Origin of the sequence: Paenibacillus sp. EKM211P (genome assembly GCF_011066175.1) — a bacterium.
Lineage (GTDB): Bacteria > Bacillota > Bacilli > Paenibacillales > Paenibacillaceae > Paenibacillus > Paenibacillus polymyxa.
On the sequence record NZ_JAAMNS010000016.1, the window covers coordinates 92,199 to 113,108 of the forward strand.

Below are 20,910 nucleotides of genomic sequence, written 5' to 3' on the forward strand. Positions count from 1 at the left end.
ATGGGGTAATAACTCAGGTCAGCTTTGACCCAAAAGCGAATGCATTACCGACTCATACATTTTTACTCACAAAACATAAAAGGGTGGTGACGTGATGACAGACCAAACTCTTCCGCAACAGACGATATCATCGGAAGATATTTATTTGTTTCATGAAGGAACGCTTTATCACAGCTACCGATCTTTGGGTTCCCACCTTACTGTGGAGAACGGAGAACAGGGCGTTCGTTTTACGGTCTGGGCTCCTCATGCTCTCCATGTCGGGCTTGCTACAGATCGCAACAACTGGAATGGGGAACAGGATTCCTTATATAGGGTTCCCAAATCCGGTTTTTGGAGTCGTTTTTTTCCGGGGATATCCCAAGGAACATTTTACAAATACGACATTACAGGTCCAAATGGTGAACGATTTCTGAAAGCAGATCCTTACGCCGTACGTGCTGAAGTAAGACCGGCTACGGCGTCAGTGGTAGCTTCATTGGATGGTTATGTTTGGAATGATGCAGCTTGGCGCCGTAAACGTAGAGCACCATATGGTAAACCTCTACATATATATGAGCTTCATCTAGGCACTTGGAAGCAAAAAGCAGATGGTACGTTTTATACATACAGGGAGATGGCTGAGCTTCTTGTGCCTTATGTAACAGATATGGGGTATACACATATTGAGCTGATGCCGCTGAGTGAGCATCCGTATGATCTTTCCTGGGGCTACCAACTCACCGGGTATTTTGCACTCACAAGCCGTTATGGTGAACCACATGATTTTATGTATTTGGTGGATCGTTGCCATCAGGCGGGAATTGGAGTGATTATGGATTGGGTTCCAGCTCATTTTGCCAAGGATGCTCATGGATTGAGACGGTTTGACGGATCGCCGCTGTTCGAATACGCGGACCCGCTAATTGCGGAAAAGCCCGGCTGGGGAACCCTGACATTCGATTATAGCAAGCCAGAAGTACGTTCTTTTCTGATCTCCAATGCATTGTTCTGGATGGATGTGTACCATATTGATGGTCTGCGTGTAGATGCAGTGACGAGCATGTTACGGCTTGATTTTGAAAAGCAGGATGGACAATATTGTCTCAATTCCAAGGGAGGGATTGAAAATGAGGAGGCTATCGCCTTCCTTCAACAGCTGAATGAGACGGTATTCCGCTATTATCCATACGCACTCATGATGGCAGAGGAGTCCAGCGCTTGGCCGATGGTGACCTCCCCAGTAAGCGATGGAGGACTCGGTTTTAATTACAAATGGAATATGGGTTGGATGAACGATACACTTGATTATATGGAATCAGAGTTTGATCAACGACCCGATCGCCATAATTTGCTGACATTCCCCATAGCCTATGCGTACAGCGAAAATTTTACACTGCCATTGTCACATGATGAGGTTGTGCATGGTAAAAAGTCGCTGCTTGATAAAATGCCGGGCACCTATGAACAAAAATTTGCCGGACTACGGGCACTTCTTGGCTACCAAATGACCTCACCAGGTAAAAAGCTTTTATTCATGGGAGGGGAATTTGGTCAATTTATTGAGTGGAAGGATGAGGATCAGCTTGACTGGTTTTTGCTGGACTATGACAGTCATCGGTCTCTGCACGCATATTCGAAAGCACTGAATCATTTATATCTTCAGGAGAAGGCACTATGGGAATTGGACCATTCGTGGGACGGCTATCAATGGATTGAAGCTGAAGACCGCGGACAGAGTGTGATTACGTATTTACGTAAAGGCAAAAAAGCAGGAGATACGCTGGTTGTCCTCATTAATTTCCAACCTGTGCCAAGAGAAAATTATCGAATTGGGTTGCAAAAGGCAGGAAGCTATATGGAATTACTGAACAGCGATCATAAGGACTTTGGGGGGAGTGGTCAGCTTAACTCTGGGGTGATACGTACTTCCAAAATCCCTTACCACGGCCAGCTTCACAGCTTGGAAGTGACGATTCCACCCCTAGGCATCGTTATACTCAAGAAAACACCACCACGTAGGTCTAAAAAAGTAGATTAACCACATAAGGAGGAAGCACATATGAACATTTTGTTTGCGGCAGCAGAAGCACATCCATTTATTAAAACAGGCGGGTTGGCTGATGTTATTGGCGCACTGCCAAAGGCACTTCATCAGGCAGGATGCGACGTCCGAATCATCTTACCTAAATATGCGGGCATTCCCGATACCTATAAGAAGTCTCTGCGTCCGGTAACGGTCAAGCATGTAGCTGTAGGCTGGCGTGATCAGTATTGTGGAGTAGAGGAGCTGACGTTGGACGGGATCAGGGTTTATTTTATAGATAATGAATATTACTTCGGTCGTGACGGTATTTACGGTTACATGGATGATGGCGAACGCTTCTCCTTCTTTAACCGGGCGATTTTGGAAGTGCTGCCTGAACTGAATTTTCGGCCGGATATTGTGCATTGTCATGACTGGCATACGGCAATGGTTCCGCTGCTTCTGAATGCCGATTATCGACATTTGCCCTTTTACAACGATATTCGCACGGTGTTTACGATACATAATCTGTTGTATCAGGGTGATTTTCCATATGAGGTCTTAACGGAGCTGCTTAACTTGGATGGAAGCTATTTTACTTCCGAAGGTGTGGAATATTATGGAAGACTGAATTTTATGAAAGGTGGGCTTACTTACTCCGATCATGTCACGACCGTGAGTCCAACCTATGCAGAGGAGATTCAAACTGAATTTTACGGATACGGAATGGAGGGTTTACTTCGTAAATTAGGAGAGCAGGGACGCTTAACGGGGATTGTGAATGGAATTGATACCCAAAGCTACAATCCTGCCACAGACAACCGTATTTATACAAAGTACCGCACAAGTCTGGCAAAGAAAAAGGAAAATAAAATTGCCTTGCAAAAGGAGCTAGGTCTGCCGGTGCGTCCGGACGTACCTATGATAGCAATGGTAACTAGACTTGTGGATATGAAGGGGCTAGATCTGGTTACGAGAGTGCTTGACGAAATCTTGTATTATGACGATATTCAGTTTGTCGTGCTGGGAACAGGGGACCCGGCTTTTGAGCACTGGTTCCAGGAAGCAGCGGGACGGTATCCTCTGAAAATGTCGGCGCAGCTTACTTTTAGCGAGCCACTGTCACGAAAAATATATGCGGCAAGTGACATGTATCTTATGCCATCGAGGTTTGAGCCTTGTGGGATTAGTCAACTGCTGGCGCTTCGTTATGGAAGTATCCCTATAGTGCGAGAAACTGGAGGGCTGAACGATACTGTACAGGCTTACAATGAATCCACAGGTGAAGGTAACGGTTTTAGTTTCACGAACTATAATGCACATGACATGCTGCACACCATTCGTCGTGCTGTTGATTACTATCGCCAACCTGAGCATTGGAACAAGCTTACACAGACAGCCTTTGCAGGAGAGTACAGTTGGGATGTATCGGCCGAGGCTTATATGGATATTTACCGTTCGCTAGCAAAGATTGATGGAACAGAGTAGGATACCATATTTGTGCTAATAAAAAAGGGAATCCCTTTAGCCAGTGTCTGGCTGAGGAATTCCCTTTTTTGCTGCGGTCAGTCGCCCCCGCCACCACAACTGCTTCCACATGAAGATCCGCTGCTACAAGAGGAATGACTCCCAGAATCGCCTGAATCGTGGTGAGAAGAGCCTCCACCATGAGAACTGTCATGGGAGGAATGATGGTGCGAGTGGTGTGTATCCCAGTTTGAGCAGCCGCTTGCAGAGCTACAGCCGGATGAGCTGGCTAGGGCGGCACTGCTTGTAGAGTCTGGGTGCATGTGTATGGCAAATTCATCAGGCCGATACCATGAATACCACACAACAGCCAGTAGCAAATAGTCAACCTGCAAATAGTTGATCTTGGGGAGCTGCTTGCCCTCAGGATCATTTACAGCTTTATTTACCCGCTCACGGAGGTGTTGGACTATCTTATGAATCGCTTGTTGTGTCTGCTTTGAAATGCCTATATTTTCACTTATATTCCATCGGTCACCTACTGGCTGCGCTGAAGCTGTCAGGTTGTAATAGTGTGAAAGCTCATCATTCGGTAATGGATGATTAAAAAAAGTTCCCCACAAACTGGCGCTATAGCGATTCCAGCCAAAGCATTCCACATACAACCAGTCAAACCACGCCCGCTCCTCTGGCATCGGCTGAGAGCCGCCCGAATGGGGAGCATGGTGAAGCATACGACCAAAAAAAGCTTCCGAGAACTGCTGGTATTCGCGCGTAAACATTAACATTTCGTGCCATATTTCATCCACATCACTACTGAACATAGGCACTCGATTCATAATCGCGCATAGCATGAAGTATCGTTTTAGCTCATGCCAGCGCCAGTCATATTCTTGTTCCGTCAGATTAGGGTGGGCTTCCATGACACGTTGCTTTACGTTGTGAGCATAGGAGGCTGGAATGGATCGCTCCAGCAGCTCCTTCAGCTCCGTAATTTCTGGATGACGCTCTTGCGTGAGTGACGAAGGAGACGGGGAACTAAGGAAAAATGCATTCCGGCGGCGCGTGCTTCTGTTTCCACGATTCCTGCGTATTGCTCGGAATATAAACCAAAAAATGATGAGGTCAACCACAATAAACAACGTCCAAAAGCTACTCATACTATTCATAAAGGCACTCCTTTCTCCAAGAAGACGGCATTTCCGATTTTAGCTTTTGCTATTCAGTAGAGCGAATTCTTCTTTAATCTGTGCCAGCAGCTCAGAACTTGTGATTACATCGCAAGCTGTCCATGCCAAGGTCCTCGCGGCCAAGAGCATTCCTTCCATTGCGCGGTCCTGCATCGCCAAATCGCGGAATTCTGGTGTATGCAAGGCATGCTTCTCGTCAATAACTTGAATGTACGGATGGATCGCAGGGCAATGAAGTGATACATTTCCGATATCCATAGAGCCATGATCTTCGCCTTCCGTAATATCTTCTTGCGCAATACCAGCCTGCACCAAATTTGCAGTAAAGGTGTCGGAGAGTACACCGTTAGTCACCATTTCATCATAAGAAGTCTCATAATTGGAGGTTTCCAAACGACACCCGGCTTGTAAAGCAGCTCCTTCAGCAATTTGAATAACACGACGGGTAAGCGGGTTCAGTTCTTGGCGTGTCGCGGCTCTCACGTAAAATTGAGCTGAGGCGTAATCAGGAATAATATTGGCAGCCTGCCCACCCTGATTAATGATGCCATGGATACGCACTGTACTTTTCACCTGTTGCCGAAATGCGTTGATCCCATTAAACGTTTGAATCACAGCGTCCAAAGCATTAATCCCTTCGTGCGGACTGGCCGCAGCGTGAGCGGATTGACCAAAAAATTCGAACTGTACAGCATCAATCGCCAGCGATTTTCCTGATTTTTCGTAGCGATCGAAGGGATGTGTCATCATGGCTATGTCGCAATCATCAAACAATCCAGCCGCCGCCATCGGAACTTTTGCACCGCGTGTTTCTTCGGCAGGTGTGCCGTATACACGTACTTCTCCACCAGTCTCGTCGATGATCGATTTGAGACCGACGGCAGCGCCTGTACTCATCATGCATATCAAATGGTGTCCACAGGCGTGCCCTAAACCTTTCAGCGCGTCATATTCTGCCAGAAAAGCAACAACTGGTCCAGGCTTGACTGCTTTGTAAGTAGCAATAAAGGCCGTTTCTATACCCAATATGGGTGCCTGAACTTCAAAACCGTGAAAGGCAAGTTCTTCTTTTAGACGGGCAGAGGCCAGGAATTCCTCGTTTCCAAGTTCAGGGTTTGCGCCTATATACAACGAAATGTCCTTAAACCGCTCGGCATGCTGTTCAATGGTGTGTTGAATGGTCTGTTTAAAATTCATGCTGAAAACTCCTTTATATATGCTGTAATGTAGGTACTGCGATAGATATACTAAAATTGTACTATAACATTCATTGCATAATCATGCATATTCATTTATAATGACACAATCTTATTTATTATAAAGAATTTAAGGAGAGAAAAAAAGATTGAAAAAGGCATATCGTTTTACCGCCCTGGTTTTGACGGCGGTTATCTTGCTGTTGGCTGGTCTTCCTATGCTCACTGCATACGGATCGGAAGGAAAGCCACAGAAAAAACTTGTAGTGGGTATGAGTGCTGACTTCCCGCCGTATGAGTTTCACAAAGTTATTAACGGTCAGGATACCATTGTCGGGTTTGATGTTGAAATCGCCAAGGAAATCGCCAAGGATCTGGATGCAGAGATGGTCCCAGAGGACATGAGTTTTGACTCTTTGCTGCCTGCTCTGCAAAGTGGTCGCGTAGACTTGGTGCTGTCTGGTATGACACCGACGGATGAACGCAGAAAGAGCATTGATTTTTCGGATGTATACTATCGTTCCAAGCAAGTCATTATGGTACGTCCAGAGGACAAAGACAAATATTCAACGATGGCTGCTCTAAAAGGAGAGAAGCTCGGTGCGCAGAAGGGGAGTATCCAGGAAGAAATTGCGCAAAAAGTGCCTAATGCTTCTGTAACCTCATTGGATAAAATATCCGATCTGGTACTCCAGCTTCGGACCAAGCGTATCAACGCGGTTGTAATCGAAGATACCGTTGCTAAAGGATACACGCTAGACGGTACCGTAACACTTGCCAAAGCAGTACCTGAAGATGAAGGAGCAGAAACTGCTGTAGGCATCCGTAAAGGAAATGCGGAATTGCTTGCTTCAGTAAATAAAACGTTGGCTCGCCTGAAAGCGGACGGATCGATCGAGAAATTTTCTACAGAAGCGAGTGCACTGTCTGCTGACAGACAGGTTTCTTCGAATAGCATTGTAGATATATTTTTGAAATATCGCAGTTTCTACGCTACGGGTATCGGCTACACTCTATTGCTGTCTGCGCTCGGAGTACTGTTCGGATTCATTATTGGCCTGATCATATCCTTGCTACGGATGAGTGGTATTCGTATTATCGAGTGGCTAGGTACCGCATATGTAGAGATACTGCGCGGCACACCTATGCTGGTGCAGCTTATGATCATTCATTACGGAGTTGCTTTGACGTTAGGTGTTAATTTTACGCCACTCCAGTCCGGTATAATTACTTTGTCTCTGAATAGTTCGGCATATTTGGCTGAAATTTTCCGTGCTGGTATTCAGGCCGTAGACCGTGGACAGATGGAAGCTGCCCGCTCGCTCGGGATGGGACGAGGCAAAGCGATGCGTCACGTTATTTTACCGCAAGCATTTAAATCTATATTGCCTGCTATTGGTAATGAGTTCATTACGATCATTAAAGAATCTTCTATTATTTCGACCATTGGGATGGTGGACATTATGTATCAAGCCCAGGTCATTAAGAATATTACCTACGAAGGCTTAAGTCCATTCGTAATCGCAGCCGCTATTTATTTTGTAATGACATTCAGCTTATCTAAGCTGTTGGGTTTATGGGAAAGGAAGTTGAGAGCCAGTGATCACCGTTAAACAACTGCGTAAATCATTCGGTAAGAATGAAATTTTAAAAGGCATTGATATAGATATCGCCAAAGGTGAAGTAGTCGTCATTATCGGCCCGAGTGGTTCGGGGAAAAGTACGTTTTTGCGTTGTATGAATCTGTTGGAACAGCCAACAGAAGGGGAAATCTTGTTTGAGGGTGAGCCGATTACGGCCCGTGGTCATAATATTAATGCGACTCGGGAGAAGATGGGGATGGTTTTCCAACATTTTAATCTGTTTCCGCATAAAACAATACTGCAGAATCTGACGCTTGCACCAACGCAGGTGAAGAAGCAATCGGGGAAAGAAGCGGAGAAAATTGCGTTGGAGCTCCTGCGGACCGTGGGTCTTGAGGATAAGAAGAATACCTACCCGAACCAGTTATCTGGCGGTCAAAAGCAACGTATAGCGATAGCACGTGCTCTCGCCATGCAGCCGCACGTAATGCTGTTTGATGAACCTACCTCTGCCCTGGACCCTGAAATGGTTGGAGAGGTTCTGGATGTGATGAAGAAGCTCGCTGAAGGCGGCATGACGATGGTGATCGTGACGCATGAAATGGGCTTTGCTCGTGAGGTAGGAGACCGAATCATCTTTATGGACAACGGTCAAATTATAGAGCAAGGTACGCCGGAGCAAGTTTTCGGAACTCCAAGCCATGATCGTACCCGTGATTTTCTGGCTAAAGTGCTGTAAGAAAATGCTTTTATGAATTATTGACAAAGCCCTCTCGTGATGATATTTCACGGAGGGCTTTTCTCCTTTTGTCACCATATCTCCATATTTTCGTAACAAAAAACCGATTTTTGATGACAAAATTGTAATGGATATAGTATGATGTTCAAGATTCCCAACATTTTCATGCAGATAAGGTTACAAAATTGTGATATTATGCAGTAAGCCAAAACTTACCGGGGCAGCAGCAATGATAACAATTACTCAGGTGCTGGGCTCAAACCATGGGAAGTGCGGGGGACGTAACAACGGCAATTATTCCAATGCGTCATATAGATGTTGTGGAATATGCCTAGGGGTGAATTGCACAAGCATAGGGCTTCTCCTGAGTCCGAATCCGACAGCTAACTTCGCAGGCATAACAGAGGAGGTACATATCTTTGAAACACTTAAAACATATTGGAAAAACCATGAAATTTGCGGTGCTTGCCGCAGCGATTGCAGGATTGGCACAGACAGCTGGAGTAGCAAATGCTGCTTCGCTTCATACTGCCAAAGAAGGCGATACTTTCTTTTTGCTTGCTCAACGTTATGGGGTATCGGTAGATGACTTGACGAAGGCTAACCCGGATATTGCGTCCAACAACATATATGCAGGTCTACAAATTAAAATGCCAGACGAAAAAAGTGTGAAGGCGGCTTCGGATTCGAAACCACAGCTTCTTACGGAGAAAGCACCAGCGAATGAGAGGCCAACAATTGAAGCATGGGGCAAAACATTCAATTACAGTAAAGTTGTTGATGTTAAAGCAACAGCATATTCAGCCGCAGCTGATGAAAATGGCAAATGGGGTGCAGTCGATTACTACGGTAATCCGCTTAAACTGGGTACAATTGCAGTAGACCCGAAAGTCATTCCTATGGGAACAAAGGTGCTAGTTACAGGCTATTCCCATCCCGGCTTGCCAGACCATTCTTTTGTAGCCGTTGCCCGTGATCAGGGCAGCGCTATTACCGGAAAGCGGATTGATATCTTTATCCCTGGCAACAAATCATTCGTGAACGACTTCGGCTTCCAAAATGTGAAACTGTACGTTATTGATAAATAGCATTGTGCATATATTTGATTTCATTAAACATAATATATATTATGTAAACTTAATATTATAGCACACAACATATAACTGGGACGACTTCTTATCAGTACGGTCGTTTATCGCTAAAAAAGGCTGTCTTACAAGCAGAAGCATTCTGCTCGTCAAGGCAGCCTTTTTACGTTGTTGGTATATACGAGGCTTAGACATACTGTTATTTTCGTTCCGATGTGTGAAGTAGCCGGGGGACTGTGACAAACTTGTAGCCCTTAGCTTTTAAAGAGTGGATTAGACCCGGCAAAGCTTGGACAGTACCTTGCAAGTTGGAACTTTGACCTCCACCTGCATGCATTAAAATAATGGAGCCAGGTCTGGTAGCCGGGATCACGTTACGCTGAATCTGTGTTTTGCTTAATCCCTTCCAGTCTAGAGAGTCCACATTCCAATTGACGATCATGTACCCATGACGACGCGCCCACTGAATTTGAGGCTCCGTGATTTCACCATAGGGTGGTCGTATCAATCTGGGCCGAAAACCTGCGCTGGCTTCTAAAATGCGTTCTGTTTTTGTAATCTGGTGGCGAAAGCGTTCTGGTGTGGCCTTCCTGAAATCCGGATGAGTATAGGAATGGTTTCCTATAGCATGACCCTCGCGGATGATGCGGCGTATGATCCCCGGATGCTTTTCCGCACGATGGCCGACGATAAAAAACGTAGCTTTAATACCGTTTGCGTGTAATACGTCCAAAACCTGCGGCGTATACCTTGAATCGGGCACATCATCAAAGGTTAAGGCAATTTGGCGGGTGTGCGGGCCGCACATTTTAAAAATGTCCGCATGCTTTTTTCGTAGCATCGCTAATGTTGGAGTAGCTCGATCTTTACTTTGATATACCGAAGTAGCGACAGCAGCTTCCTTGGGATGGGGCGTTCCGATGTTGGGAGGCGTGTCAGCGTGAACGGGAAAACTTGAAAATGCTAGTAACAGTGCTAAACATGGCAACACTCCCCTGTACCGCATTTGTATTCCCCCTTTCCGTGCAGTGGTACCTAGTGGTGCTCTCAGCTATTATGTACCTGTCCTATTAAAATTATGCTGGTGATTGAGTGAAGTCCTACACGACTGAAGAGAAGCACATCATGAAGCGGATATCCGTGAAGATGACGAAGTAAACGCGCATATTCTCTTAAACATGAACGAAAACTGGAGCATTTTCGTAAGTTTTAGCCTTACAAAGGATTCGGTATACCGTGACAGCTGGTGTATAATGGGGATGCTATTCATAATGCTACAGACTTGGAATTGAGGGAAGGATGGATAAAAGTGACCGACTTGTTTACTCCTTATCAATTAAAGGGGCTTTCTTTAAGAAATCGGATTGTCATGCCCCCAATGTGCCAATACAGCGTGGAGGCCAAGGACGGCAAACCGACGGATTGGCATTATGTCCATTATGTGAGTCGCGCGGTAGGAGGGACTGGACTCATAATTGTGGAAATGACAGCGGTTCATCCGGATGGGCGCATTACGGATCGTGATTTGGGCATTTGGAGTGATGAACATATTCCTGCATATCGTAAAATGGTAGAGGAAGTCCACAAGTATGGTGCCAAAATTGCCATTCAATTAGGCCATGCCGGACGCAAGGCTGAAGATGCTGAGCCACCTGTAGGCCCGTCCTCGATCCCCTTTAGTGAACGATTTAAAGAGCCGCACGCTTTGACGCGAGCAGAAGTCAAGGAACTGGTTCAAGCCTACAAAGAGGGGGCGCGCCGGGCGGTAGAAGCTGGTTTTGACACGGTAGAGATTCATGGCGCTCACGGCTATCTAATCCATCAATTCCATTCTCCTTTAACCAATACCCGAGAAGATGAGTATGGGCAGGATTTATCACTGTTTGGTGTTGAGGTGATACGTGCTGTTAAAGAGGTACTTCCTGCTGATATGCCTGTGCTAATGCGGATATCTGCCAAAGAATATGTCCAAGACGGATATGATGTTGAATACATAGCAGCCATAGGGGAACGATATCGTGATGCGGGTGTAGACATTTTCCATATTTCTTCTGGTGGTGAGGGTCCGATTGGTTCCAGCGGAGGTCCGTCTGCGCGTGCTGGTTATCAGGTGGATTTGGCTCATACCATCCGTGAGAAACTGAATGTGCCTGTCATTGCTGTCGGCTTATTGGATGATTATGAGGATGCCCGCCGAGTCGTTCAGCACAATGAAGCTGATCTGGTAGCCATAGGGCGTGCCATGCTGCGTGATCCCTATTGGGCGCTGCATGCATCACGGGCGCTAAAAGTACAGGCGGATATTCCAGAGCCTTATCTACGCGGTTTTTAGATATTTCTGAAACCTCTTTGCAAAGCTTGCGTAAACATGTGTACAGAGCTTAAAATTTAAGCATTCAATTCTAGGAGGAACTTCACATGTCTATTTTCAAACGATTAAGAGATCTTACGATGTCTAACATTAACGCCATTATCGACAAGGCAGAAGATCCAGTTAAAATGACGGATCAATACATTCGTGATATGCAAGAGGATCTGGAAGACGCAGAGAAAGCGGTAGCCGCTCAAATTGCTATTGAAAAGAGATTTAAACAGCAATACGAAGAACAGGCAGCTTTGGTGAAAAAACGCGAAGAACAGGCTCATACGGCTGCAAAAGCACAAAATGTGGATCTTGCTCGTCGTGCGCTGGAAGAAAAGAAATCTGCCGAACAAAAAATGAACGAGTTCCAAGCTGGTTATGAGCAAAACAAAGCTGCAGCTGACAACCTGCGTGGTAAGCTGGATGAAATGCGCAGACAGCTGACTGAAATGAAAAACAAGCGCGAGACACTGGTTGCCCGTTATAATGCAGCTAAAGCGCAAACCGAAATTAACAAAGCGATGAATGGTTTTAGCTCGGATACGGCAACTGCTGGATTAAAGCGTATGGAGGAAAAAATGCTGCAAGCAGAAGCACGTGCTGAAGCGAGCAACGAAATGGCTTCCAAGGAAAAATCGCTGGATGAAGAGTTCAAAGAGCTGGATAAGAAAAGTGCTGTGGACGACGAACTTGCTGCTTTGCTGAAACAATACGAAAATAAATAAGAACTTTTAAGCATTGCCGCTAGTGTGATGGCTCAGTAAGCGAAGGAGAAACGTTATCTCCTTCGCTTTTCCCTGCCTGGGGGCGTAAATCAATATATGTAGTCAAGAAGATGTGGAGGATGGTAGCAAATGCATTTTTTAGAAACGATGAAAGCGATGCTGGTATGGACGGGCGCAGGTGCTATTTTGCTGTTCGTATTAATGTATGTCGATTCTTTATTTACAAAGTATAAGGATTTTGCCGAAGTAAAAGCCGGAAATATGGCTGTAACAGTCCGGATGATTATGAAGCTGATTGCACAAGGATACATTTTATCGGGTTCAATTGCTACAGCTAATAATTTGCTCGAAGCGCTTGTGTATTCTGTGATTGCCTTTATCATCTTGCTTGTTTTGGAAGTGATTGTGCGTCTGCTGTTGCGGTATTGGGCACAGTTTGATTTGGATAAAGGTACCCAAGAAGGTAAAATTGGTTTCGGCTTGTTCTCAGGAGCGCTGCATTTGGTGGGTGCCTTGATCATTACAGCATGCTTCTAGGCAAAGTAAGGAGGGAATATGACCATGAGTGTATGGAAACGAATTTCAAATCTATTTGCCAAGCCTGAACCGCCGAAAGCGGAAAAAAGCATGCTTCACTTAAATCCTGGTGATATTTGTGAAGTGTCGCTTGTCACCTATGAAGTGGTAGGTCGTGTACATAATCGTGCTCGGAATGCCGTTGTTTTGACGCTTCAGGATGGTAATCAAGTGAGTTATCTTCATATTGAGGAACGGGAAACACTCCAATTCGGACTATATCAGGCCATCGATGGCAGACTAGACAACCCGGAGGAAGTACCGACCATTTTAGAACTGGATGATACAACGTATCATTTGGAAGAACAGTATTTTGGGCATGTTACCGTTATGGGCCGTGCTCCTTTCCGGCAGGGGGGAGAGCAACATGTTTGGCAGTACCAGTCTGATGATTACCATCTACTGCGGGTAGAGTGGCAGGACGGTCGCTTTATGCTTTATGAAGGAGAAGAAGTGATTACCGGAGACGTCAAGGTTATTCGGGCTAGCTAGGAGAGGGTTACACATGGGCAAACGCACCTGGCAATATGCATTAAAGGTCATTGTGGCGCTGAGCTTGTTCGTATCCGTGCTAAGCGGCTGCGGGGCGCCAAATGTGAAAGATACGTATCCGCTGGAATCCGTTAGTGGTAGCGGAAACTCGACCTCGTACGTATATCGGGCGGCAGGCAAAACGGTTCCCGAAGTAGCGGAGGAATTGAAAGAACAGCGTACACCGGAACAAATATCGCCTCAGAGCAATGAGCGGATGTTTCTGGTATACAGCGATGAATGGTACCATTTGCAGCAAGATCCAGCTAAGAAGGAAGATACACTCATTGAAATCGACAGTAAAAAGTATGTCGAGCAAAATTACAGTTCCAGCTTTCTAAAAGGATACTTAACTGCAACTGTGCTGGATGCTCTGTTCGATTCATTGCGGGGGTCTGGCTCCTATCGAGGTTATTCGAGCAGAGATGTATACCGACCTTCACAAGGGCAATATCGTGCTCCAACAGCACAGGAGAAAAAAGCGATCCCGCCGATAACGGTGGAACGAAAAGGTTCAGTTACCCGTAGAGGAAAAAATTCGGATTCCAGCGTTGGATCAAGCGGAAGTCTATTCGATCGAGGCTCCAGCAGTTCACCGAGCAGAGGCTCGATTTCACGTGACCGAGGCAGCAGCGGTGGTTCCAGCATATTTGATTCACCGCGCAAATCTTATAGTAAGCCTAAAACACGCAGCGGCTCAGGTAAAATTAGCCGGCGAAGTCGACGATGATGGGTAATATTTTATTTTCTTCTAAAGTTGTTTGCGGAACTGTGGAACTGTCTTGCACAGTTCCTTTTTTTGTTGTTTAACATTTACTAATGTAAATTGAATGGATGCTCCCTCACTTCGATTTTATTGCCGTCTACTTTGACCTGCGATCAGGGCTTATGTGCTCAATGCCATCTTCTTCAATGATACTGCTTTTTTTGATATGGAGATGACGAGCTATCTTTTCTATAGCACCCATCCGTGGTTCAGAAAGTCCGCTCTCCCAAGCTGAAATTGCTTTATTGGTAACCCCAGCGATCTCAGCAAGCTCTTGTTGAGTCAAATGATATTTTATACGTAATTTTTTGAAATTGTCACTTAAAGCCACAATAATCCCTCCACCCCAAATTAAGTAGATTATAACCTTGATATCGAAAAAAAACCAACATAATACATTGGCAAAAGCAACGTCGCTCACTTGGGGTGACTTTTTTTATTACCACGAATGGATGTCGAGTTTGAAAAAGAAAGCCAGGGGAAGAAAATTTCATCTTATAGTCATACAAAAAATTCCAGTTTACTAGATTATTTCATTGCCACATCTATTAGTAAAATATACAATTACATCAGGCGAAATAGGAGGATGATGTAACTGTGTTATCTGCTTTCTTATATATTATACTTGGTTTTTTCGATGCTTTAGCGGCAGTTACTTTGGTCTTGAAGCTTTATATGCTTCCCGTGTGGGAAAATCGAAGAAAAATAATTTTCTATGCAATGGGCATAGCCTTGTTTTCCTTTCTCATGAGAGAAGTTATAGGCATGCCTAAATTTGATTTTCCGCTCCAGTATTTATTAATGGTTCTCTTTTTAAGATTTGGTTTAGGAATCAAAACATATCTTGCGGCTTTTTCTGCTGGTTCCGGTCTTACAGCTTACATTAATCTACAGCTATTTGTATATATCTTTGCAAACTTTTTCGGAGTAGCACAACCGGGTGTTATAAGTGATACAGCTGGCTCTTCCATTTACGTTATACAGCTAGCTTCTATTTTTACTGCGTACTTTATTTCTTTTGTCATGGGGAAATACAACTTTGGTTTCTCATTTATCATTCAGCCCCCACATGATTTTTTGAAAGGTGAAAATTACCTATCACCCCTTAATAAAATGTTCATTATAGGCTCCTTAATATCATTTGTCACGATTCTTGTTACTTTGTATATGCTCTATAACTCCAATACGATAGGACTACTTTCCATCTCATTGCTGACTTTTGGAATTTCGTACTTCTTATCAGAGAAAGGAGATTACGAGGATGCTAGAAACGCTATCGAGGCACATCGCATCAGAAATAAAGAAAGCTGATCCTGATGGACCTACAAGTGTAGAAGTGATGGAGTATGCGATTGGTGTGAAAATTACCGAAATTTCGGCAGTACTAATGGTCGCAGTTATGGCCTGGATAACAGGACATTTTTTTGGGGCATTACTAGCCCTGGCTACAATCATGTTTGTAAGGAGATTTTCAGGAGGGGTACACTTCAGCAACCTTACCCTTTGTGTCTGTTTTACAACGGCCATATGTGTAACTATACCTTTCGTCTCTTTAAGTTTATCAACGATTTTGATAATTAACGCTTGTTCATTATTAATGTTTGTAGTATATGCTCCCAATCATTTTATCTATATTAACAAGACCAAACATCACAAATATTATAAAACGATATGTATTTTGGTTTGCATATTAAATTTTTTTATACAATCTCACATAATATGTTTATCTTTAATTATACAAGCATTCAGTATTCTTCCTTTATGGAAAGGAGGTGAGCGAAAATGGATAAGAAATTGGCGAGAGCTTTAAGTATAAGCCTTGGTAATTACGCTAACGAGTCTACCAAAAAAGAAAAAACAATTTTTGGCGCTAAACCTGTACCAGCTGAGCTGAAGAAAACAGAAAAGAACTGAATTTAATGGAAGAGGGAAAGCGAATCCTAGCTACTCCATTGCTTGATGACAATTCACTTGGAGATTGCTCTTTTTTTTGTGAGAATCACCTAGTTGCGATTGAATTGTGGAAGCCCAAAAGCAATTATCACATCCCGCTTTTTCATACTTCTCATGGAAGATTTACAGTTCCCACCACCCTCCATGAATGTTCCGTAGGCTTACCCACTTTTTGCAATTTGGACGGATCTAATTTGGTTAACATCACACAAGTGGACAAGATCGTTACGGGAGATTATGGAGGGGGGCAGGTTGTTTTTAAAAATCAAGACATTAAAGAAAGTATAAATTCAGCAAATTTATCTCGATGGAAACAAATATATGAGAATGCAATGAATGCCGATAGAGAAATTCGTTATATTTTCGGATCGGAAATTAAGGTAGTGGGTAAAGCGGCAGTGAGCGGTTTTTTTAAAGTAGGGAATATGCTTAGTGTGGATATGTGGGAACCAAAAAAAAATTATTATGTCCCGCGTTTTCACTCTGGAGATCGCTCTTATTCAATCGGGCTAACCGCACAAGCTTGCAGGGAGGCTTTTCCGTATCTATATCCTGCTTATAAAGACACCCTGATAAACCTAGAATTGGTTTGTGAGATTGAGTCTAACGCATTTGGAGGTTTGGTACGATTCGAAGGATCAGACTTCACTTGCTCGATGTCTCATAATAAACTTAAAGCACTTAAAAAATTGTGGAAATGACCCATGAAAATTCAGGGGTCATTTTTGTTACCAGATTTAAATGAATAAGTCAATAATCAGTTAGACTAGGATAAGCCGGACGGGTTCGATTTAATTCGACATATTTCCCGTTTTTAATCATTTTCTATGTGATAAAATTTGATTATGAAAAAAATAACAATCTTTTAAATTAAGATGAAAACAATCTACATATAAGAAAAGGAGGGTGAAAGCGGGATATATAATGTAAATGCCGGCATGTACAAACGGCCCGAAGGAAATGCCTGTTTGTCAGGCAAGTTCCCACTCATATAAGTCCTCAGCTTTACACTCCAATATCCTAGAAATGAGGACTGCCGCCTCGAATGACATTTTGTCACGTCCCGCGATCCAGTTGGATATTTGTTGCCGCGAATATCCAGTTCGTCGGGCGAGCCATGATTGAGTGCGTCCATGAGATTTGAGCTCCTCTTTCAAAAGGCATTTCCCCCGAGTAAGTTTTTGCACCTTACTTGCTCCTAACAGGGGAAAAGTGTTTCGTTCAGAGTATACAGGTAAATTACTTTTTTATCAATTATATTGTGGAGTTGATTGGATGGTTGCAGATAAAAATGAAGATGTAACTTGCACTAGCTTTTATACAATAAAGATGGCACGACTCGCTTCAGGTTATAGTGAGTTAATAGCTTGCAATATACTTGGTATGTCAATGAATGAATTAAAACATATAGAGGAAGATTCATCGGATTTAACAATAGCTCGAGCGCAGCAAATGTCCTCGTTGTATGAGGTTTCAATAGATTCAATCTATTTCGGTAAAAATAATATAACCTAATATACGTAGAAAACTGACGTAATGACATGCAAAACAAAAAAACCAAAATATACCAAAAACAGCCGCGATGTGATATTCAGGCTGTTTTTTGGCGGATAGAGACTTGCAGTATCCAATAAACACCGTTCGGATTTGCCAGATAACGGTTTTAGCGTTATAACAGAAAGAGGGTATTTTAGAAGAACGGAGTGAGAACATGAAACAGACGCCATTAAACACAGAAAAATTCCAACGTAAAGCAGTTAAGGTGGAAGAAGCACAAAGCAGGATAGCTAGCTATGTTCAACAGGGTGAAAGGGAGGACGTAGGGCTCGAGCAAGCACATGGTCGCTATCTGGCGATGGATTTGACTGCGCCACATCCGTATCCCCGCTTTCGTCGTTCTGGTATGGACGGCTATGCGATCCTTGCCTCGGACACTGAAGTCTGTTCGACCGGTCAGGAAATCTGGCTACACGTGATTGATGAAATTCCTTGTGGCACCGTATCGGACAAGCGGGTGGAGACGGGAATGGCAGTCCGCATCATGACAGGAGCACAACTACCTGAAGGAGCGGACACGGTGGTGATGCTGGAGGCGACACAGCTGCGTGAGGAAAATGGACAGACATATGTTGGCTTGAAGAAGCGTATGGAAGTTGGCAAAAATGTGACACAAATTGGTCATGAGATTAAGGAAGGTCAGCTTTTGCTCAGTAAGGGAACTTGCGTGGGAGCGGGGCATGTCTCGGTACTGGCTACTTTTGGTGTACATCGGGTGCCTGTTTACAAGAAGCCGAGGGTGGCTGTCTTTTCCACTGGATCAGAATTGCTCGCAGTGGATGAGCCGTTACAACCGGGGAAAATTCGAAACAGTAATACATATATGCTGGCTTCTCAAATTAGAGAGGCAGGAGGAGAGCCGTTCATTCTGCAAGCCATTCATGATGATTTGAACCTTGCTCGTGCTTCTGTCCGAGAAGCGATAGCTGCCTATGATATTGTGGTTACGAGTGGTGGAGTGTCGGTGGGTGATTTTGATATTATGGGTGACCTCGTACGACAGAAAGATGTGAATATGCTGTTCAACAAGGTTACGATGCGTCCAGGTAGTGTAACCACAGCCGCAGTGATAGACGGTAAGCTGTTATTTGCGCTCTCTGGCAATCCCGGTGCATGCTTTGTAGGCTGTGAGCTGTTTGTACGACCAACTATTCAAATGATGTTATCTTCGGCACATCCGTATTTGCAAACCTGGACGGCGAAGCTAGGAGCAGATTATACGAAGGTAAACAACTATACCCGCTTTGTACGCAGTTCTCTGGAGATACGTAGTGGGCAAGTATATGCGATTCCTGCGCGAGTAGATGAATCCAGTGCTATGGTTACGATTAAGGACAGCGATTGTCTGATCGTAGTTCCTCCCACAACAGAAGGCTTGCACGAAGGTGAAGAGGTGCACGTACTGGTGCTTCAAGGCGGACAGGTGACGTGAAAACGAAATATCCATTTGTATGTCAAATCGTCGGATTCAAAAATACAGGAAAAACAACCTTCCTCGGAGGTTTGATTCGTTATGCGCAGCAGTCAGGACTGCGTGTAGCTGTGATCAAGCATGATGGTCATGAATTTGAGATGGATCATGAGGGGACAGATACGTACAAGCACCGACAGGCGGGTGCCGAAGGCGTAGCGATTGTTTCGGCAGGAAGAACTGCCATTTTAGAGGAACATAGTCGGCCTGTGATCGGACTCATCCGGCATTTTCAGGCCTATGACTGTGTGTTGCTGGAAGGTTTCAAGCAGGAAAAATATCCGAAGCTGATCATGGTGCGGGAACAATCGGATGCGCAGCTTGTTCAGGAACTGACAAATGTACAGGGAGTAGTAGTTTGGGAGTACCACATGGATTGGGCTCAGGACTACTACTCAGATGAAAAAACGGTGCAAATATTTCCTGCCGATGCCAGCGAACCGGCAGGCTGCTGGCTACTCGAACAGATTCAGAGGCACAAAATGGGATTCCAGACAGAGCAGGGATGAGAGGGCCACTAATTAGCGGAGTCAGTCTGAGTCTCTATCCGTCGTTCGATCGCCTGAGACATCGTTTTGTCAGTCAGGTGGGCATAGACTTCCGTTGTTTCTGTCGAAGCGTGACCCAGCTGTTCCTTGGTTTTGTAAATATCATTTTGTAAATAATAGTCAGTAGCAAAGGAATGACGGAGCTTGTGAACGGTCAAATAGGGCTTGCCGAACCGCTTGGCGTATTTGATGATCATTGCTTGAATCGCTCTTTTAGTCATCCGTTTGCCCTCAGCACTGCCGTTGGGTCGCGCGACAAAAAGAGCTTTTTCTTTTTTTGGAGCGCGATAACGGGTATGTCTTAAGGATAAATAAAGTGCGAGATCATCTTTGGATTGCTCGCGGAAATATACTGGCGTTTTAAAAGTTTCATCGTTATTTCCTTTACGGTACACATACAGCAATTTATTGTTTATATCGAGATCGTCCATGTTCAAGTTGACGATTTCGGATACACGCAGTCCCGAGTTCAGAATAAGACTTGCGATACAGGCATCTCGCTCCTTGTTCAATTCATAGGAGTATAGGGCTTGCTTGTTATCAGCCAAATCTTGTCCATAGCCTTCATAAATATAGCCGATAAATTCAAGCAGTTCTTCCTCTTCCAGTATTTTTCCTTTGAGCTTGGCGGCCGTATCCTTGGGTTTATGTACGCGCTTAATTTCGACTTTGGCCATAATATTGCGCTTGAGCAACGGATAAAAGTTTTCATCCTCAGCGATTTGGCTCAAATAATGAAAGAGTGAACGCAAGGACGATAGCTTACGTGAAATGGTGATACGGGAATTGGAGCCTTCGCGTTTGGTAGACAGGAACAAACGAAAACCTGTAATGCTATCCATATGGAGTGTCTCTAATTCTTCCAGTGTAACTTGGGCATTCGTTTCACCGGCAGACAAGCCTTCCGAGCGAAGCCATGAAAAAAAAGCTTCGTAATCCCGCACATATTCCAGCAAAGTAGAGGGGGATAGGTCGGGAAGCTTGTAATCCATAAATTGCTGTACGTACCATGGCAAATCCGGCAACTTTTCATCCAGTTTGCGCCGGTCGATGATCTTTTGTATGTTCATAGGGTTCACCTCGTCCGGTCATAATACATGTATTTTAGCATATTTTGAACAGCACTGGATGGGAGTAATCAAAGTAAAGAACA

At 44.4% G+C, this 20,910-nt stretch carries 23 protein-coding genes and 1 riboswitch; of the genes, 17 read left to right on the top strand and 6 right to left on the bottom strand.

The features are described from left to right. Window positions 1–94 precede the first annotated feature (94 nt). Window positions 95–2,020, top strand: a complete 1,926-nt coding sequence (glgB, locus tag G9G57_RS20355; protein WP_107733526.1) for a 1,4-alpha-glucan branching protein GlgB — start codon at window positions 95–97, stop codon at window positions 2,018–2,020. A gap of 21 nt (window positions 2,021–2,041) precedes the next feature. Beyond that, the gene (gene glgA / locus G9G57_RS20360; protein WP_164965481.1) at window positions 2,042–3,493 is read left to right on the top strand and encodes a glycogen synthase GlgA; all 1,452 of its coding nucleotides are present in this window, start codon (window positions 2,042–2,044) and stop codon (window positions 3,491–3,493) included. A 77-nt stretch (window positions 3,494–3,570) separates the two neighbouring features. On the opposite strand, the gene G9G57_RS20365 is transcribed toward glgA, so the two are convergent. Together G9G57_RS20365 and G9G57_RS20370 are read right to left on the bottom strand one after the other, a co-directional pair. Beyond that, window positions 3,571–4,641 carry a hypothetical protein gene (locus tag G9G57_RS20365; protein ID WP_103042469.1) on the bottom strand — a complete coding sequence of 357 codons (1,071 nt, stop codon included), beginning with the start codon at window positions 4,639–4,641 and terminating at the stop codon, window positions 3,571–3,573. 39 nt (window positions 4,642–4,680) lie between these two features. Beyond that, window positions 4,681–5,859, bottom strand: a complete 1,179-nt coding sequence (locus G9G57_RS20370; RefSeq protein WP_025365012.1) for a M20 family metallopeptidase — start codon at window positions 5,857–5,859, stop codon at window positions 4,681–4,683. A 148-nt stretch (window positions 5,860–6,007) separates the two neighbouring features. Here G9G57_RS20370 and G9G57_RS20375 point away from each other — a divergent pair, with 148 nt between their 5' ends. The 3 genes from G9G57_RS20375 to G9G57_RS20385 all read left to right on the top strand — a co-directional run bounded on the left by G9G57_RS20375 (window position 6,008) and on the right by G9G57_RS20385 (window position 9,268). Then, the gene (locus tag G9G57_RS20375) at window positions 6,008–7,471 is read left to right on the top strand and encodes an ABC transporter substrate-binding protein/permease (RefSeq protein WP_017427733.1); all 1,464 of its coding nucleotides are present in this window, start codon (window positions 6,008–6,010) and stop codon (window positions 7,469–7,471) included. Continuing rightward, window positions 7,458–8,180: an amino acid ABC transporter ATP-binding protein gene (locus tag G9G57_RS20380; RefSeq protein ID WP_013371435.1), complete on the top strand. Its 723-nt coding sequence runs from the start codon at window positions 7,458–7,460 to the stop codon at window positions 8,178–8,180. The genes G9G57_RS20375 and G9G57_RS20380 overlap by 14 nt, the downstream gene beginning before the upstream one ends. Window positions 8,181–8,423: 243 nt before the next feature. Further along, window positions 8,424–8,593, top strand: a riboswitch (cyclic di-AMP (ydaO/yuaA leader). 6 nt (window positions 8,594–8,599) lie between these two features. After that, window positions 8,600–9,268, top strand: coding sequence for a 3D domain-containing protein (locus G9G57_RS20385; protein WP_103042468.1), 669 nt, complete (start codon window positions 8,600–8,602; stop codon window positions 9,266–9,268). Between the two features lie 199 nt (window positions 9,269–9,467). Here the strand turns inward: G9G57_RS20385 and G9G57_RS20390 are convergent, their stop codons facing one another. Then, window positions 9,468–10,274, bottom strand: coding sequence for a polysaccharide deacetylase family protein (locus tag G9G57_RS20390; RefSeq protein ID WP_103042467.1), 807 nt, complete (start codon window positions 10,272–10,274; stop codon window positions 9,468–9,470). A 303-nt stretch (window positions 10,275–10,577) separates the two neighbouring features. On the opposite strand from G9G57_RS20390, the gene G9G57_RS20395 reads away from it, so the two are divergent. The 5 genes from G9G57_RS20395 to G9G57_RS20415 all read left to right on the top strand — a co-directional run bounded on the left by G9G57_RS20395 (window position 10,578) and on the right by G9G57_RS20415 (window position 14,192). Further along, window positions 10,578–11,600, top strand: a complete 1,023-nt coding sequence (locus G9G57_RS20395; RefSeq protein ID WP_103042466.1) for an NADH:flavin oxidoreductase/NADH oxidase — start codon at window positions 10,578–10,580, stop codon at window positions 11,598–11,600. Window positions 11,601–11,686: 86 nt separating this feature from the next. After that, window positions 11,687–12,355: a PspA/IM30 family protein gene (locus G9G57_RS20400; RefSeq protein WP_013371430.1), complete on the top strand. Its 669-nt coding sequence runs from the start codon at window positions 11,687–11,689 to the stop codon at window positions 12,353–12,355. Window positions 12,356–12,484: 129 nt separating this feature from the next. Further along, window positions 12,485–12,892: a DUF350 domain-containing protein gene (locus tag G9G57_RS20405; protein ID WP_013371429.1), complete on the top strand. Its 408-nt coding sequence runs from the start codon at window positions 12,485–12,487 to the stop codon at window positions 12,890–12,892. 24 nt (window positions 12,893–12,916) lie between these two features. Next, the gene (locus G9G57_RS20410) at window positions 12,917–13,423 is read left to right on the top strand and encodes a DUF4178 domain-containing protein (RefSeq protein ID WP_017427734.1); all 507 of its coding nucleotides are present in this window, start codon (window positions 12,917–12,919) and stop codon (window positions 13,421–13,423) included. 13 nt (window positions 13,424–13,436) lie between these two features. After that, window positions 13,437–14,192, top strand: coding sequence for a DUF4247 domain-containing protein (locus G9G57_RS20415; RefSeq protein WP_019687402.1), 756 nt, complete (start codon window positions 13,437–13,439; stop codon window positions 14,190–14,192). Between the two features lie 133 nt (window positions 14,193–14,325). On the opposite strand, the gene G9G57_RS20420 is transcribed toward G9G57_RS20415, so the two are convergent. Beyond that, window positions 14,326–14,559 (bottom strand): helix-turn-helix transcriptional regulator, encoded by a 234-nt coding sequence (locus G9G57_RS20420; protein WP_031461564.1) that lies wholly within the window; start codon window positions 14,557–14,559, stop codon window positions 14,326–14,328. Between the two features lie 266 nt (window positions 14,560–14,825). Here G9G57_RS20420 and G9G57_RS20425 point away from each other — a divergent pair, with 266 nt between their 5' ends. The 4 genes from G9G57_RS20425 to G9G57_RS20435 are packed head-to-tail and all read left to right on the top strand — an operon-like array spanning window position 14,826 to window position 16,882. Further along, the gene (locus tag G9G57_RS20425; RefSeq protein WP_016820730.1) at window positions 14,826–15,539 is read left to right on the top strand and encodes a hypothetical protein; all 714 of its coding nucleotides are present in this window, start codon (window positions 14,826–14,828) and stop codon (window positions 15,537–15,539) included. Between the two features lie 28 nt (window positions 15,540–15,567). After that, entirely contained in the window at window positions 15,568–16,038 is a 471-nt protein-coding gene (locus tag G9G57_RS26460) for an accessory gene regulator ArgB-like protein (protein WP_421930426.1), read from the top strand. Beyond that, window positions 16,011–16,142, top strand: a complete 132-nt coding sequence (locus G9G57_RS26260; RefSeq protein WP_016820731.1) for a hypothetical protein — start codon at window positions 16,011–16,013, stop codon at window positions 16,140–16,142. Before G9G57_RS26460 ends, G9G57_RS26260 begins: the two co-directional genes overlap by 28 nt. 5 nt (window positions 16,143–16,147) lie before the next feature. Continuing rightward, entirely contained in the window at window positions 16,148–16,882 is a 735-nt protein-coding gene (locus tag G9G57_RS20435; protein WP_016820732.1) for a hypothetical protein, read from the top strand. A 270-nt stretch (window positions 16,883–17,152) separates the two neighbouring features. On the opposite strand, the gene G9G57_RS20440 is transcribed toward G9G57_RS20435, so the two are convergent. Further along, entirely contained in the window at window positions 17,153–17,368 is a 216-nt protein-coding gene (locus G9G57_RS20440) for a helix-turn-helix transcriptional regulator (protein WP_016820733.1), read from the bottom strand. A gap of 88 nt (window positions 17,369–17,456) precedes the next feature. Between G9G57_RS20440 and G9G57_RS20445 the strand changes: the two genes are divergently transcribed. From G9G57_RS20445 to mobB, 3 genes are all read left to right on the top strand, one after another. Continuing rightward, on the top strand, window positions 17,457–17,696 hold the full coding sequence (locus G9G57_RS20445; protein ID WP_103042464.1) for a helix-turn-helix domain-containing protein: 240 nt from the start codon (window positions 17,457–17,459) through the stop codon (window positions 17,694–17,696). Window positions 17,697–17,892: 196 nt separating this feature from the next. After that, window positions 17,893–19,170 carry a molybdopterin molybdotransferase MoeA gene (locus tag G9G57_RS20450; protein WP_103042463.1) on the top strand — a complete coding sequence of 426 codons (1,278 nt, stop codon included), beginning with the start codon at window positions 17,893–17,895 and terminating at the stop codon, window positions 19,168–19,170. Beyond that, entirely contained in the window at window positions 19,167–19,718 is a 552-nt protein-coding gene (gene mobB / locus G9G57_RS20455; protein ID WP_103042462.1) for a molybdopterin-guanine dinucleotide biosynthesis protein B, read from the top strand. The genes G9G57_RS20450 and mobB overlap by 4 nt, the downstream gene beginning before the upstream one ends. An 8-nt stretch (window positions 19,719–19,726) precedes the next feature. Here mobB and xerS read toward each other — a convergent pair whose 3' ends face one another. Further along, window positions 19,727–20,827: a tyrosine recombinase XerS gene (gene xerS, locus G9G57_RS20460; RefSeq protein WP_017427738.1), complete on the bottom strand. Its 1,101-nt coding sequence runs from the start codon at window positions 20,825–20,827 to the stop codon at window positions 19,727–19,729. Between the last annotated feature and the right edge of the window lie 83 nt (window positions 20,828–20,910).